General features: G+C 70.8%; 10 protein-coding genes. 5 read left to right on the top strand and 5 right to left on the bottom strand.

What is annotated here, in order from left to right:
• Positions 1–5: 5 nt before the first annotated feature.
• A complete protein-coding gene (locus tag E5S69_RS27405) occupies positions 6–4,382 on the bottom strand; it encodes a YhdP family protein (protein WP_171517598.1) in 4,377 nt (1,458 codons plus the stop codon).
• 174 nt (positions 4,383–4,556) lie between these two features.
• Here E5S69_RS27405 and glnE point away from each other — a divergent pair, with 174 nt between their 5' ends.
• Both glnE and rrtA read left to right on the top strand, forming a co-directional pair.
• Complete coding sequence (glnE, locus tag E5S69_RS27410; RefSeq protein WP_171517599.1) at positions 4,557–7,547, top strand: bifunctional [glutamate--ammonia ligase]-adenylyl-L-tyrosine phosphorylase/[glutamate--ammonia-ligase] adenylyltransferase; 2,991 nt, start codon at positions 4,557–4,559, stop codon at positions 7,545–7,547.
• On the top strand, positions 7,537–8,181 hold the full coding sequence (gene rrtA / locus E5S69_RS27415) for a rhombosortase (protein WP_171517600.1): 645 nt from the start codon (positions 7,537–7,539) through the stop codon (positions 8,179–8,181). Before glnE ends, rrtA begins: the two co-directional genes overlap by 11 nt.
• Before the next feature lie 16 nt (positions 8,182–8,197).
• Here the strand turns inward: rrtA and mprA are convergent, their stop codons facing one another.
• From mprA to E5S69_RS27435, 4 genes are all read right to left on the bottom strand, one after another.
• Positions 8,198–9,829 (bottom strand): MprA protease, GlyGly-CTERM protein-sorting domain-containing form, encoded by a 1,632-nt coding sequence (gene mprA, locus E5S69_RS27420; protein WP_171517601.1) that lies wholly within the window; start codon positions 9,827–9,829, stop codon positions 8,198–8,200.
• A 151-nt stretch (positions 9,830–9,980) separates the two neighbouring features.
• A complete protein-coding gene (locus tag E5S69_RS27425) occupies positions 9,981–10,397 on the bottom strand; it encodes a hypothetical protein (RefSeq protein ID WP_171517602.1) in 417 nt (138 codons plus the stop codon).
• Between the two features lie 76 nt (positions 10,398–10,473).
• A complete protein-coding gene (gene recN / locus E5S69_RS27430) occupies positions 10,474–12,219 on the bottom strand; it encodes a DNA repair protein RecN (protein ID WP_171517603.1) in 1,746 nt (581 codons plus the stop codon).
• 65 nt (positions 12,220–12,284) lie between these two features.
• Positions 12,285–13,202, bottom strand: a complete 918-nt coding sequence (locus tag E5S69_RS27435) for an NAD kinase (RefSeq protein WP_171517604.1) — start codon at positions 13,200–13,202, stop codon at positions 12,285–12,287.
• Positions 13,203–13,304: 102 nt separating this feature from the next.
• Here E5S69_RS27435 and hrcA point away from each other — a divergent pair, with 102 nt between their 5' ends.
• The 3 genes from hrcA to E5S69_RS27450 all read left to right on the top strand — a co-directional run bounded on the left by hrcA (position 13,305) and on the right by E5S69_RS27450 (position 15,953).
• Entirely contained in the window at positions 13,305–14,339 is a 1,035-nt protein-coding gene (gene hrcA / locus E5S69_RS27440) for a heat-inducible transcriptional repressor HrcA (RefSeq protein ID WP_171517605.1), read from the top strand.
• A 106-nt stretch (positions 14,340–14,445) separates the two neighbouring features.
• Entirely contained in the window at positions 14,446–15,561 is a 1,116-nt protein-coding gene (gene hemH, locus E5S69_RS27445; protein ID WP_171517606.1) for a ferrochelatase, read from the top strand.
• Positions 15,558–15,953 carry an RNA-binding S4 domain-containing protein gene (locus E5S69_RS27450; protein ID WP_171517607.1) on the top strand — a complete coding sequence of 132 codons (396 nt, stop codon included), beginning with the start codon at positions 15,558–15,560 and terminating at the stop codon, positions 15,951–15,953. Before hemH ends, E5S69_RS27450 begins: the two co-directional genes overlap by 4 nt.
• Positions 15,954–16,010 lie beyond the last annotated feature (57 nt).

Raw genomic sequence — 16,010 nt, forward strand, 5'->3', positions numbered from 1 at the left:
TTCTTCTAGCGCGGGAAGGCCGGGTCCGCGCGGTTCTGGAAGGTCGGGCCTTGCGCCTTATTGTCCTCCACTTTGCCGACCTGTGGGTTGGCCCAGCTGCCCGAGATCCGGTAGTGCTGGGTGAACATCTTGGAGAACTCGTCGGCGAACAGCAGTTGCGCCGCGAGCGTGCCGATGCCCAGCGCCGGGTTGATGAAGGCCGCGGCGATCGAGGTGGTGGTGGCATTGATGCGCGGCACCACTGCCACGTGCAGGTCCTGGGTCTCGCGCAGCAGGTTGGCGCTGCCCCTCATGCTGGCAATGATCTGCGGGCTGCGCAGCTGGAAGTCCTGGATCGTGCCGACCCCGTTCTCGATGGTGCCGCTGCCGGCGATGCGGTCGAACAGCAGCCCGCGCCCCGACAGCGTGCGGAAGTCCAGCGTGGCAAAGCGCAGCAGGCCCTGCAGGCTGAGCACGCCCAGCAGGCGCGCCGCGCCGGGCTCGACGCTGAGGATCTGGCCATTCTCCAGGTCCAGCGACAGCTTGCCGGTCAGCGTCGGGTAGTCGATCGACAGCGGCGAGCCGCGCCATGCCACGCGGCCCTCGAGCTTGCCCTTGCCGTCGCTGAGCGTATGCGGCAGCCCGAGCCGGTCCAGCGTGGCGCCGGCATCGCGCACATCGATGGCGAAGGACAGCAGCGTGCGGCGCTCGGCGCTGGCGTCGGCGCGCAGGCGGCGCGGCACGCGCCAGCTGCCGTTGCCGGTCAGGGTGGCGCCGGGCTGTTCGATCTGCAACTTGTCCAGGGTCCAGACCGGATCGGCGCCGCCAGCGCCGAGGTCCGTATGCGCGTTGACCTCGAGCTTGCCGAAGTCGTGGCCGCGCAGCATGAACTGGTCGGCGACCAGGTCGATCGCGGGCAAGGTGTCGATGCTGCTGGCCAGGGCATCGACCACGTTGTGCTCGTCGTTGGCATCGGGCACGTTCAGGCGCGCCAGGCGCAGCCGCAGCGAACCGGCGGCCGACGGCCCGCCCGGGCGCCACTGCACCGCGCCGGCAATCTGGCGCGAGTCGACCCGAGCGTTCCAGCCGTCGGCTTCGCGGCTGGCATCGAGCGAGACTTCGTCCAGCGTGCGGCCCATGCCGTGCAGCGCGCGCGCGCGCAGCGCGATGCGGCTCGGCAGGAACGGCGAGGGCGGCTCGCCGGCGCCGGCAACGGCGCTGCTGCCGCTGCCGGCGTTGCCACCGGCGAAGGCCGCGCGCCAGGCATCGATATCGAGCTGGTCGAAGGTGGCCGCGGCGCTGACGCCGGCAGCCGGCAGTGGCGCCGCCTGCTGCACGCCGATGCCGCCCGCCAGCACTTCGAAGCCGTTGCTGCCGCTGTCGCGGCGCAGCAGGTAGCGTGCATTGAGCACATTGCCCAGCTGCACCGCGAGCTCGTCGGTGCCGGCACGGGCAGCGCCGGCGGCATTGGCCGCATGCGCGGCCGGACGCAGCTCCACGCGCAGCGGCAGTGCCGGTGCGGCGGCCTTGGCCAGCGGCGCCGGCAGTTGCAGTGCCATGCCGTTGAGCTCAGTGTTCAGCTGGACCTGCACCTGGCGCTCGCGCACGGCGACCACCGCGCTGTAGCCGGTGCTGCCTTCCATCCGGGCTGCCAGGGGCGCCAGCGCCGTGCCCGCCGCGGCCTCGCGCAGCCCGGCGCCCGAGGCCTGGCCGCTGGCACTCACGCGCGTGGTGCCGTCCGGCTGCGTGCCGCCGCCCAGGCGCACTTCGCCGCCAAGCAAGCGGGCGCGCAGGTTCTCCAGCCCGAAGCCATGCTCGTTGAAGGTGATGACGCCGTTGGCATTGCCCAGCGCCGGCAGTTGCGGGCTGAGCACGACATCGTTGCCGGGAAAGCGGAAGCGGCCATCGACCCGGGCCGCGTCGGCGTGCTCCAGCGGCATCTCGAGGCTGAGCTTCAGTTCGCCGTGGCCGCTGGCCTTGGCCGCGTCGGCCACGTGCCCCGTCCATTCGCGCACCGGCGAGGCGTTGATGTAGCGCACGAAGCCTTGCACCGGGCCCGCGGCGCTGCCGTCGATGGCCAGCTTGCCGCGCGGGCTCAGGTCGTCGATGCGGCCGCTGACATCCTGCAGCGTGACGCCGGCAATGTCCTGCACCGTGGCCCGGCGCGCCAGGAAGGTCATGCCGCCGCGGTCGAACACCACGCGTCCGGCGATGTCGGTGAACACCGGCCATGGCGATGCGCCGCCCGCGGTGCCGGGAGCCGGCTCGTGCGGGGCTTGGGGGGAGTCATGCGGGGCGATCTGGTAGCTGACGTGTTCGATCGGCACCTCGACGCGGAACTCGCCGGCCTTCTCGTGCGGCGCCTGGAACGGGAAGTGGGCCAGGTCGCCGCGCAACACGAAGCTGACCCCGGCGGCTTCGCCGCCCGCGAGCGCGCCGGCCAGGTAGTGGCGGGTGCCGGCGGGAATGCTCAGCGGCAGGTAGCGCGGCACGCGCGCCACTTTGGCGCGGGTCATCTCGCCGGCCAGGTCGGCAATGCCCGAGACACCATCGCCGCCTTCGCGCCAGCTGCCGCGCACCGAGCCGGCTGCGTCGGCATTGGCAAAGCGCACGCTGTCCAGCGTCACCGCGAGCTTGCCGTCGCGGTGCTGCCAGCGCAGCTCGCCGCCGATCTGGTCGAACGGCAGGCGCGGGTCTTCGAACAGCCCCGGCAGCACCAGTGCCGCGTCGTTGCCCTCGAAGCGCGCGGTGCCCTGCTGGTCGTCGAAGGCGAAGGTGCCGGACAGGTGCGAGAAGCCCGGCGTGCCCAGGCGCGGGTGGCCGGCGGCGTCCAGCGCGGGCACGGCCGGCTGGCCGTTGACGGAGACATCGCGCAGCGTGCCCTGGATGCTGTAGTGCGGCTTGCCGCCGCCGCGCTCGAGCATGCCGGCGCGCGCGCGGGTCCAGTTGAGGTTGAGGTTGTCAAGGTGGCCGGCCGGCTGCAGCGCGCGCAGCCGGCGCAGCACCGCGGTGTCCAGCGGCATCGAGGTGGCCAGGGCACGCACCGTGTTCAGGTCCAGCGAGGGCGCCTTCAGCGAAAACTGGTTCAGCGTGCCGTCCCTGGCCCTGGCCCAGCCGATGGCGACCTTGCGCATGCCTTCACGCCAGCTGCCGTCGGCCACGGCGGCTGCATTGCTGTGGTCGGGCACCGCGGGCTGTTGGGCCTGCAGCGGCTGCCACAGCAGCGTGTCGACGGTCAGCAGGTTGCTGCCGTCGCGTTCGGTCCGGTGCAGCAGCAGGGCCTGTGCATTGGCCAGCCGCAGCGGCGCCGCGGCGCCGGCCAGTTGCAGGTCGACCCCGCTGGCACGCAGCCGGGTCTGGCTGCGCACGATGCGCCCCTGGCGGAATTCAATACTGCCGTCGGTGCTGAAGGTACCGCTGGCGACCCGCTCGAACATCGCCAGGTAGCGCTGCAGCACCGGCAGCTGCAACTGGCTGAGGTCCCAGGTGGCCTGGCCGGTCCAGTGGCGCCAGTTGCCGGCGCTGTGCAGGTAGTCGTCGCGGAAGGTGGAGCGCACCTCCAGCGGGCGCGGGCCCAGTGCCGGCGAGCGCGCTTCGAGATGGAAGGTGTGGCGTGCGCCGTCGCGGCGGGTGTCGAGGCGGATTTCGCCGATGTCGAGCCGGGGCAGGCCCGCCTTCTCGTCGAGCCAGCGCAGCTTGCCGTCGGACAGCGCCACGCGTCCCTGCGACATCAGCCAGCCCAGGAAGCGGTCGTCGTCCTGCTGGCCGCCGGTGGCATCGACCACCATGCCGCCGACCAGCAGCCGGCCTTCGGGGGTGCGGCGCACCAGGATGTCGGTGCCGCTGGCGCTCAGGCTGACAAACTGCAGGTTCATGCTGACCAGCGAACGCCACGCCAGCTTCCCGTCCAGCGTGGCGGCCGACAGCAGCACGCGCTGCTGGGCGTCCACCGCGCTCAGGCCGCGGGCGCGGAAGGCGGGATGCCAGCCGTCCCAATACGTATCGAGCGAAGCGATCCTGACCTGGGCCGAGAGCGCCTGCGCGCCGCGCTGTTCCAGCCACTCGCGCGCGGCGGATGCCTGCGGCCACAGTACAAAGCGGATCAGCAGGCCCGCCGCCAGCGCCAGCATGGCCAGCACCAATGCCAGACGCAGCAGGGCGCGCCCCAGGCTGCGCCAGAACGGATGGCGCACGGCCGCGGCGGCGGTCCGGGCACCGGCGCGGGCCAGCGCCCGGGCGCGGGTCCAGCCGGAGGCCTGGCGCGAGGCGTCTGGGGTTTCAATGGCAGGGGAGCTGCCGGGCCGCGCGGCAGGCAGCGTGGGCAGTGTGGTGGCGGCCTCGTGCCCGCCCGCGCCGCCATTGGGGGGAGAACCGTCAGCGGGTTGTGGGGCGCGGCTGGACATGCGCAGATTATCCGACAATACTAGCCGCTCTCCAATCTGGTGCCCGGCCGGCTGAAACAAGAACGCGCAAGCTGCGCGCACCGCGGATGGCGATGGCGCGCCCGCAGCGCGAGCAGCGGGGCGCAGCCCCGGGGTACCCCTGGCCGCACCTTTTCTCGCATTTCAAATACTGGAATGACTGCCTCTGATCCGACGAGTTCCGCCGCTGGCGACGCTGCCGACCAACATGGCGCGCGCGCCACACCGGAACCCGCCCATGCGGCGTCCGTCGCACCGGGGCAGGGCCCCGGCACCATGGCTGCCGGCGCCTTTGCCGTCACCGCGGCGCAGGCACTGCAGCCGCATGGCGAGGGCGCCCAGGCAGGCGGCGACGTATTGTACTCGGCCGCGTACTCGCACTACGCGCGGCGCGTGCTGCAGGCCCGACCGGACCTGCCGGAAATCCTCGCGGCCGCGGTGGCGCAGCCGCTCACGCGCGCCTGGATGGCAGCGCGGCTGCAGGCGCTGCACGCGCCCTCGGCCGACGCCGAAGACGCCGCCAAGCGCGCGCTGCGCCGTCTGCGCGCCGAGGTCATGTGCGCCGTGATCGAGCGCGACCTGCGCGGCCTGGCCACGCTGGGCGAGGTCACGGGCGCGATGACCGACCTGGCCGAACTGGCGATCCAGCACGGCCTGGCGGTGCTGGGCGACGATCTCGCCGCCACCTTCGGCCGCCCCGTCGGCGCCCACAGCGGCGAGGTGCAGGAGTTGGTGGTAGTGGGCATGGGCAAGCTGGGCGGGCGCGAGCTCAATGTCTCGTCCGATATCGACCTGATCTTTCTCTACGACGAGGACGGCGACACCGCGGGCGGGCCACGCAGCCTGTCCAACCACGAGTACTTCATCCGCCTGGGACGCCGGCTCATCAACCTGCTCGCCGACGTGACCGCCGACGGCTATGTGTTCCGCGTCGACATGCGGCTGCGCCCCAATGGCGATGCCGGTCCGCTGGCCTGCAGCCTGGGCATGCTCGAGGAATACCTGGTGGTGCAGGGCCGCGAGTGGGAACGCTATGCCTGGATCAAGGGGCGCGTGGTATCCGCGCTGGACTCGCCCCATGCGCAGCGTACCGCCGGCCTGCTGGCGCGGCTCACGACGCCGTTCGTGTTCCGGCGCTACCTGGACTACGGCGTGATCGCGGCGATCCGCTCACTGCATGCACAGATCCGCAGCGAGGCCGCCAAGCGCAGCGGCGGGCTGCCCGGGCATGGTGTCAACCAGCGCTCGTTCAATATCAAGCTGGGCCGCGGCGGCATCCGCGAGATCGAATTCATGGCGCAGGTGTTCCAGCTGATCCGCGGCGGACAGGACCCCGCGCTGCGGATCCGGCCGACGCTCGAGGTGCTGGCGGTGGCGGTCGAACGCGGCCTGCTGCCCGCCGGCCAGGCCGCGCAGCTGGGCGATGCCTACCGCTTCCTGCGCCAGCTCGAACACCGGCTGCAATACCGCGACGACGCGCAGACCCACCACCTGCCGACTTCCGCCGACGAGCAGCTGGCGGTCGCGCAGATGATGGGCTGTGCCGACTGGCCGGCATTGCTGGCACGGCTGGCCGAGCTGCAGGAACCGGTCGCGCAGCAGTTCGAAGCCACCTTCTCCAACCCGGACGCCGGCCCATGCGAGGCCCTGTGGCCGGACCTCGTCATGGACGACAGCGCCGCACGCGCGCAGGACAACCCGCGGCAAGACCCGTCGCACAGCGAAGCCGACAGCGCCGTGCCGTGCCAGCGGCTGCAGGCGGCCGGCTTTACCGACTGCAATGCGCTGCTGGACCGGCTGCGCGCGATCGCTGCGTCGCTGCGCTATCGCGCGCTGTCCGAATCCAGCCGCGCGCGCTTCGACCAGCTGGTCAACCGCGCGCTCGACCTGGCCGCGCGCCAGGACGACCCTGACAGCACCATCGGACGCTTCATCGACTTCCTTGAAGCGATCAGCCGGCGCGCCTCCTACCTGTCGCTGCTGTCCGAGTACCCGCAGGCGATGGACCGCGTCGCGCAGACCCTGCATGCGTCGCGCTGGGCCGCGGCCTACCTGACGCGCCATCCGCAACTGCTGGACGAACTGCTCGACAGCGACGCGCTGGCCGGTGCGCCCGACTGGGCCGCGTTTCGCAAGCGCCTGCACGAACGCCTGCTCGCCGCCGAGGGCCAGGTCGAGCAGCAGATGGACATCCTGCGGCGCGAACACCATGTCGAGACCTTCCGCGTGCTGCTGCAGGACCTGCAGGGCATGCTGACGGTGGAGCAGGTGGCCGACCGCCTGTCGGACCTTGCCGATGCCATGCTGGAGGCGACGCTGGCGACGGTCTGGCGCCAGCTGGCCACGCGCCACCGCGAGGTGCCGCGCTTCGCCGTGATCGCGTATGGCCGGCTGGGCGGGAAGGAGCTGGGCTATGCGTCGGATCTGGACATCATCTTCCTGTACGACGACGAACACGAGCGCGCGCCCGAGGTCTATGCCGCCTATGCGCGCCGCCTGATCACCTGGCTCACCAGCCATACCGCGGCCGGCGCGCTGTTCGACGTCGATACGCGGCTGCGGCCCAATGGCGCGGCCGGCCTGCTGGTGACCAGCTTCGACGCGTTCCGACGCTACCAGCTGCGCGAGGGCGACAACACCGCCTGGGTCTGGGAACACCAGGCGCTGACGCGCGCGCGCTTCTGCGCGGGCGATGCCGCCATCGGCGAGCGCTTCGAGGCGCTGCGCGCCGAGGTGCTGTGCCAGCAGCGCGACGCCGCGGCGCTGCGCGGCGAGATCGCGCAGATGCGCCGCAAGGTGGCCGAAGGCCATCCCAATCCGACCGACCTGTTCGACCTGAAACACGACCGCGGCGGCATGGTCGACATTGAATTCACAGTGCAGTACCTGGTACTGCTGCACAGCCGCGCCCACCCGCAGCTGACGCGCAACGCAGGCAATATCGCGCTGCTGCGCGAAGCCGGCGAGCTGGGCCTGATCGATGCCAAGCTGGCGCTGGCGGTGGGCGACGCCTACCGCCTGTTCCGCGCGCGCCAGCACCAGCTGCGCCTCGATGGCCAGGCCCATGCGCGCGTGGCGCCGGCAGCGATGGCCGCGCAGACCGCATCGGTACGCACGCTGTGGCGCGCCGTGTTCGGTGAGGACTGAGGCAGCAGGCCAGCCGGCAGCGGCCGGCGCTACGTGGCCGGGACTGCTGGCGGCGATCGTGCTGGTGTGGGGTCTGTCCGCGGCCTTTACCTTCATCCCCGCGTGGCACGCGCACGGCCTGTACCTGCGCGACGCGGTGCGCGTGGACGGGCAGTGGTGGCGCCTGGCCACGGCGATGTGGGTGCACCTGGACGGCCATCACTGGCTGGCCGACATGCTCGCCGCCACCGGCGTGCTGGCGATCTGCGCGCGCGTGGCGCGGGTGCGCAGCCTGTTGCTGGTGCTGGTGACGTGCGGCATCGCGGTGCAGGTGGTGCTGCTGCGCGTGCCGGCGATTGCCTGGTACGGCGGGCTCTCGGGCGCGCTGCACGGGCTGGCCTTGTGGGGCTCCCTGGGGTTGCTGCGCGCGCCGGGACTGGCGCGCGCCACGGGGGTGCTGTTGTGCCTGGGCGTGCTGGCCAAGGTCTGGGTGGAACAGTCGTGGCTGGCGCCGGTGGTATTCGATCCGGCCTGGGGCTTTGGCGTGGTGCGGGCGGCGCACGCGGCCGGCGCCGTGGCCGGCCTGCTGTGCTGGGTCTTGCAGGAATGGTGGTTGGCCCGGCGGCCGGCGCGCAGCAACGGCACCGCCGCCTGAGCCGCCCGGCGCGCTGCTAGAAGCGGCGCCGCAGCGCGAAGCCGAGCAGGCCGGACAGCGCGAGCAGCATCGCGGTCCAGAGGGGCACCGCGCCACCGCCGCCACCGCTGCTCGGGGCCGGCGCCGGCGCGGCCTCCGCCGGCGGCGTCGCCAGCGCCGCCACCAGCGCACCGTCGGCATCGAGCAGGCCTGCGCCGCACACGCCCGGATTGGTCGTGCAGAACGTGCCGGACGGATGCGGACGCGCCGAGCTCTTCAGCGCCGCCGTGACCTGCGCCGGCGTCAGCGCGCCATTGAGCGTGAACATCATCGACACCACGCCCGAAACCATTGGCGCGGCGAAGCTGGTCCCGGCCGACGACGTCACCACGTAGTTGCCGAGCGAGGTCTTGCCGTCGTTGCTCAGCGTGCGGATTACCGACGGCGTGACCGTGCAGCGCCCATCCACCACCTGCGAGTTGCCGCAGCCCCCGCCCGGCGCGCTGATCGCGACCTGCGGTCCGACATTGGCATAGCTGGCGTTCTCGCCGTCGTTGGCGTGCGCGGTGACCGCGATCACGCCGCTGCAGTCGGCCGGCGCTTCGACCGCGCCGCGGTTGTTGCCGGCCGCTGCCACCACCACCACGCCGCGCGCATTCAGGTCGTTGACCGCCTGTTGCTCAATGCTGCTGCAAGTGCCGCCGCCCAGGCTGATATTGACCACGCGCGCCGGCGTGGGGTTGTCCGGCACGTTCGGCACCGGCAGGCCGCCGGCCCAGCGCATGCCGTCGACGGTGTCGGACAGCAGGGCCCCGCAGCGTCCCGAGACCCGCACCGGCAGGATGCGCGCATTCCAGTCGACGCCCGCGATGTCGCGCGCGTTGTTGGTCTGCGCCCCCAGCACGCCGGCCACGCGCGTGCCATGCCAGCTGTTGTTGGTCGGCTCGGTAATGGGCGTGGTGCTGCCGGGGCAGGTGAAGTCGGCGGGCAGGTTGTCGCCAGCGTCGGTCGGATCGCCGTCGCGGCCGTCGCCATCGTTGGAGACCGTGGCGGTGCTGATGAAGTCATAGCCGGGCAGCAGCCGTCCCGCCAGGTCGGGGTGCGGCAGGATGCCGGTGTCCACCACCGCGACCACCAAGCCGCTGCTGCCGCGGGTGCGGTCCCACGCGCGCGGCAGGTTAACGCCGCCCACAACGGTGCCGGTGCCCTTCAGGTACGGCTGGTTGACCTGGAATTCGGGGTCGTCGGGCAGGGTGTCGTGCAGCCGCAGCCAGCGGTCGGGCACGGCATCGGCCACGCGCGGATCCTGGCGCAGCCGCGCCGCCGCGGCTTCGGGGTCGGCGGCAAAGGCGTCGGGGATTTGCAGTAGTTGCAGGTTGCCGCCCATGGCCCGGCGTGCCGTGACGGCGATGCCGGTGCGTTCGCTCAATTGCTTGAGGGCTTCGGCTGCGGCCGGGCTCTTGCCGGCGCCGTTGCCATCGACCGCGGTGGCGCCGTCGGCCCAGCGCACGATGATGTGGCCGGTATAGGCGGGTGCGGGCTGCGCACCGGCGGCGAGTGCCGCGCTGGTCGGGACCGCGCCGCAGGCAGCCGCGGCGGCCAGGGCGAGGGCCCGCCAGCGGCGGGCCGCGAAGTTGCGGCAGAACACGGGCAGTGCGGATTGCGGCATGGATTTCTCCTCCCTGGGGCGTAGCGCGCACTGGCTGGGCCGGCGCGTGGGCATCTTATGTAGCGAATACGATCCCGGCGGGTTGTGCAAGGCCGGCTTCGGGATCGTCTGCGTTCGTTAATGCGGCATTCCGTACAGATTCAGTCCCGTCCTAGCGCGCCGGCATATCGCGGCTGGCGGGAATATTGCGGCTGGGCTTGAGCAGCCGGTCCGGTTCGGCGGTCTCGATGCGCGGCGTGGCGCGCAGCGTGTCGACGGCCTGGTCGAGGGTGGCGTCCGCCGACGGCGAGATCGCCGTGACCAGCCAGACTCCGCCCGACATCGGCCGCTTGACCACATAGCGGATCGGGCCCTTGATCTCGGCCAGCAGCTTGCCGGCATCTTCGGACAGGTCTACCGCGGGCGGCTTGAAGTGGACCATGATGTCGCCGAGCGACCGGTCGTCGCTGATGCTGCCCGGCGGCGGCGCCGAGGCCTTGGGCTGCGCCTGGCAGCCGGACAGCGCCAGCAGGGCGGCCGAGGCGGCGGTGGCAATGGCCAGCACGGCGCGCAGCGAGGGGCGGGTCATGGGGAAACTCCTGTCAGTTTATGGAATGGGCGATGGCTCGCAAGCGGGCGCAAAGGGTTGCAATCGGTCGCGCCGCTCAGCCAACCGCGGCGCGGCGGCCGCGTTTGCCGTCCTTGCCCGCGCGCTGGCTGGTGCCGCTGTCGGCCATGCCCTGCGCCAGCATCTCCTGCGCATGTTGCAGCGTGGTGGCGGTGACAGTGGCGCCGCCCAGCATGCGCGCGGTCTCGACCACGCGCCCGGCCGGGTCCAGCACGCGGATGCGCGAGCGCGTGACCGAAGCTTCGGCCTCGGCCGTGGTTTCCTTGCTGACCAGCAGGTGCGTGCCGGCCTGCGCCGCCACCTGCGGCAGGTGGGTCACGCACAGCACCTGGCGCGCGCGGCCCAGTTCCTGCAGGCGCCGGCCGACCACCTCGGCCACCGCACCGCCGATGCCGGTATCGACTTCGTCGAAGATCAGCGTGGGCGTCGGCGAGGCTTCGCTGGTGATCACCGAGATCGCCAGGCTGATGCGCGCCAGTTCGCCACCGGAGGCCACCCGGGCCAGCGGCCGCGCGCTGACGCCGGCGTGGCCGGCCACCAGGAACTCGACCTGCTCGAGGCCGTAGCTCTGGCCTTGGTCGAGCGGATTGAGTGCCGCGACAAAGCTGCCGCCTGCCATCGACAAGCCCTGCATGGCGTCGGTGACCGCGCCGGACAGTGCCTGCGCGGCGATAGCGCGGGCCTGGCTGAGGTGCTGCGCCAACGTCAGGTAGGCGGCCTTGGCCGCGGCCTCGCGCGCCATCACCTTGTTCAGGTCCTGCGCGGCCTGCAGGTCGTCGAGCTGCTGGCGGCGCGCGACCAGTTCATCGGGCAATTGCTCGGGCGGCAGCCGGTACTTGCGCGCGGTGGCGTGCAGCGCCTGCATGCGCTCTTCCACCACCTGCAGCCGCTCGGGGTCGAGTTCGAGCCGGTCGACATAGCGCGTCAGCGAATGCGCGGCTTCCTCGGCCTGCAGCTGCGCTGGCTCGAGCGCGGCCAGCACGTCGCGCAGCGCGGGATCGACATCGGCCAGCTGCTGCACCCTGTGCACGATGCCATTGAGCGCAGACAGCACCGAACCGTCGGCCTCGGACAGCGCGTCGAGCGCGGCGCGGCTGCCGTCGATCAGGCCGGCGGCGTGCGAGAGCCGGTTGTACTCCGACTGGATCTCGTCCCATTCGCCTGGCTGCGGGTTAAGCTTGTCCAGCTCGCCGACCTGCCATTCGAGACGTTCGCGTTCCAGCTGCATCTCGCGCGACTGGTGCTCCACCGCTTCGCGCTGGCGCACGCAGGCGCGCCATGCGCGCCAGGCCTCGGCCACGGCAGCGGCCTGCTGCGCCAGCCCGGCGTGGGCATCGAACAGCAGCCGCTGCGCATCGGGGCGCAGCAGCTGCTGGTGCGCATGCTGGCCATGGATGTCGACCAGCTGGTCGCCCACTTCGCGCAGTTGCGCCAGCGTTGCGGCCGCGCCATTGATAAAGGCCTTGCTGCGGCCGCCGGCATCGACGGTACGGCGCAGCAGCACGGTCGGGACGCCGCCGTCGTCTTCGCTGTTGAGTTCGCGTTCGGCCAGCCACGCATCCAGCGCCGGATGGGTCGAGAAGATGGCGCTGACGCTGGCGCGCGGCGCGCCTTCGCGGACCACGCCGGCATCGGCGCGTTCGCCCAGCACCAGTGCCAGGGCGTCGATCAGGATCGATTTGCCGGCGCCGGTCTCGCCGGTGAAGACGGTAAAGCCGGTGGTGAAGTCCAGGTCGAGCGTGTCGACGATGACGAAATCACGGATGGACAGGCTGCGCAGCATCGTGGCGGGAAGGGTAGTCGGTCCGATGAAGTTCGGGCTCGGGCTGAGGGGCGGCTGGATGGCGCTCAGAGGCGGTTGTCTTCGGACGGGTATTCGTGCCAGTGCAATTTCTTGCGCAGCGTGGCGTAGTAGTTGTAGCCCACCGGGTGCAGCAGGTTGATGGTCTTTTCCGAGCGCCGCACCACGATGCGGTCGCCTGGCAGCAGCGAGGTCAGCGACTGCATGTCGAAGTTGACGCTGGCATCGCGCGCGCTGGCCACCTCGATGGTGACCTCGGCGTCGTGCGGCAGCACGATCGGCCGGTTGGACAGCGCGTGGGGGGCAATCGGCACCAGCACCACACCCGACAGCGTGGGATGCAGGATCGGGCCGCCGGCCGACAGCGCGTAGGCGGTCGAGCCGGTGGCGGTCGACACGATCAGCCCGTCGGAGCGCTGGTTGTACATGAAGTGGCCGTCCACGGAAACCGCCAGTTCGACCATGCCGGAGATGCCGGAGCGGTTCACCACCACATCGTTCAGGGCCAGCGCGGCGAAGATGTCCATGTCGTCGCGCACCACCCGCGACGCCAGCAGCAGCCGGGTCTCTGACTCGTAGCGGCCGTCCAGCATGTCGGGCAGCACCGTGTGCGCGTCTTCCAGCGCAATATCGGTCATGAAGCCGAGCCGCCCGTGGTTCACGCCGATCAGGGGCACGTCGTGCCCGGCGAGCTGGCGGGCAAGGCCCAGCAGCGTGCCGTCGCCGCCCAGCACCACGGCCACGTCGGCCTCGCGGCCGATCTCTTCGGCCGACAGGGCGGGGTAGGAGGTCAGCCCGGTGGCCAGCGCGGTCTCGCGCTCGAACACCACGTCCTGGCCGTTGCGCAGGATGTAGGAGGCGATCTCCTCCAGGGGCCCTTCGATGCCGGCGGTGGAGTACCGGCCCACCAGGGCGACGGTCTTGAATGGAGTGCGCACGGCGCTGGCTTTGGGTGGGGCGGACATGCCGGGATTAGACCATACCGCCGCGACGGTTGTCAGCAGGCGCCGGCGGCCCTTCCGGCCCGGCCGCCAGAAGGTCCAAAACTTGCGTAAAATCGGGGCATCATGGATGAACGCTCCAAAACGCTGCTCAAGACCCTGATCGAGCGCTACATTGCCGAAGGTCAGCCGGTCGGCTCCCGCACCCTGTCGAAGTACTCGGGGCTGGACCTGTCGCCGGCGACGATCCGCAATGTGATGTCCGATCTGGAGGAAATGGGATTTATCTCCAGCCCGCACACGTCGGCCGGCCGGATCCCGACGCCGCGCGGCTACCGGCTGTTCGTCGATTCGATGCTGACCGCCAAGCCGCTGGAGCGCAACGCCGACCTGGCCGAGCTGACCGGCCAGATCCAGGACCAGCTGGGTGGCCAGCAACTGGGGCCGCAGCGCATGATCACGGCGGCCGCGCGCACGCTGTCCAACCTGTCGCACTTTGCCGGCGTGGTGATGACGCCGCGCCGCGCGCAGGCGTTCCGGCAGATCGAATTCATGCGGCTGTCCGAGAAGCGCATCCTGCTGATCATCGTCAGCCCCGAGGGCGACGTGCAGAACCGCATCATCCAGACCGAACTGCCGTACACGCCGGCCCAGCTGATCGAGGCGGCCAATTTCTTCAACTCGCACTATGCCGGCATGAGCTTCGACACCGTGCGCAGCCACCTGCGGCTGGAGCTGCAGGACCTGCGTCGCGACATGTCGCAGCTGATGCAGGCCGCGGTCGAGGCCGGCAGCACCGCCGAGGACGAGGACGACGACCACGTCTACATCAGCGGCGAGCGCAAGCTGCTCGAAGTCGACGACCTGGCCTCGAGCATGGACAAGCTGCGGCGCCTGTTCGACGTGTTCGAGCACAAGACCAGCCTGCTGCAGTTGCTGGACGTGTCCAGCCATGCGCAAGGCGTGCAGATCTTTATCGGCGGCGAAAGCCGGCTGGTGCCGATCGAAGACATGGCGGTCATCACCGCGCCGTATGAGGTCGACGGGCAGATCGTCGGCACGCTGGGCGTGATCGGGCCCACCCGCATGGCCTATGAACGCGTGATCCCGATCGTCGACATCACCGCGCGGCTGCTCTCCAGCGCGCTGAGCCAGAACTAGTGGTCCGGCGCGCAGGTCTGGCCAGCGGCTTAATCCGCAGCGAGCATGGCCGGCGCCGGTGCGCCGCGCCCGCGCCATCCAGGCATCGTGCCTACCCGGAAGCCACATGACGTTTTCTCCCGAACCGGCCTACCAGCACGGCCATGCGCCGCGCACGGCGATCTTGCTGGTCAACCTGGGCACCCCCGACGCCCCCACGCCCAAGGCAGTGGGGCGCTACCTGAAGGAATTCCTGTCCGACCCGCGCGTGGTGGAAATCCCGCGCGCGGCGTGGCTGCCGCTGCTGTACGGGGTGATCCTGCCGCTGCGTTCGCGCGCATCGGCGCTCAAGTACGAATCGATCTGGCTGCGCGAGGCCCATATGACGGGCTCGCCGCTGCTGGTCTACAGCGAGCGGCAGGCCCACGCGCTGCAGCGGCTGCTGCACCAGAACGGCCATGAAGTGACGGTGGCGTGCGCGATGCGCTACGGCAACCCATCGATCCCATCGGTGATGGAAGCGTTGCGCCGCCAGGGCTGCGAGCAGGTTTTGGTGCTGCCGATGTATCCGCAGTACTCGGGCACCACCACGGCCACCGCCTTCGACGAAGTGTTCCGGGTGCTGGGCCAGTGGCGCAACCAGCCCGAGCTGCGCCTGGTCAAGCATTTCCATGACCATCCGGCGTATATCTCGGCGTTGCAGCAGCAGGTCAGCGCTTACTGGGGCCGGCACGGCATGCCGGATTTCAGCCAGGGCGACAAGCTGATCCTGTCATTCCACGGCGTGCCGCGGCGCACGCTGGAGCTGGGCGATCCTTACCACTGCGAATGCCTGAAGACCGGGCGCTTGCTGGGCGAGGCGCTGGGCCTGCAAGCCGGGCAATATCAGGTGACGTTCCAGTCCCGCTTCGGCAAGGCCGAATGGCTGCAGCCCTACACGGCGCCGACGCTGGCGGAGCTGGGCAAGGTCGGCGCCGGGCGGGTGGACGTATTCTGTCCGGGCTTCCCGGCGGACTGCATCGAAACGCTGGAAGAAATCGCCATGGAAGGCCAGACTGAATTCAAGGTCGCGGGCGGCAAGGAATTTCACTTCATTCCATGCATGAACGATGCCGCGCCGTGGGTCGCGGCCATGGCGGAGATCGCGCTGCAGCACCTGCAGGGCTGGCCGCTCGCCACGCCGCATCCGCATGAACTGGAGGCGCGGCGCACGCGTGCGCAGGCGCGGGGGGCGGCCGCATGAACGTGGATTTTGACGCGGATGCGCGCCAGCGCATCGACAAGTGGCTGTGGTGCGCGCGCTTCTTCAAGACGCGCTCGCTGGCGGCCGAAGCGGTGGAGCGCGGCAAGGTGACGGTCAACGGCCAGCCGTGCAAGAACTCGCGCGAGGTGAAGCCCGGTGACAAGGTTGCGCTGGAAGCACACCAGCAGCGCTGGGAACTCGAAGTGAAAGGCATCGCCCCGGCGCGTGGGCCGGCGCCGGTAGCGCAGACGCTGTATCAGGAAAGTGCCGAGAGCCAGTCGCGCCGGGTCGCCGACGCCGAGCGCCGGCGCCTGCAGCCGGAGCCGTCGGCCCAGATCCAGGGGCGCCCGACCAAGCGCGACCGCCGCCGCATCGATGACTTCAAGGGCTGACATGGCAGCGCGGCGGCACCGTTTCCGGTTCCGCCGCGCAACGGACAGCAAGGTGAG

The organism is Cupriavidus necator (genome assembly GCF_013141915.1).
GTDB lineage: Bacteria > Pseudomonadota > Gammaproteobacteria > Burkholderiales > Burkholderiaceae > Cupriavidus > Cupriavidus necator_B.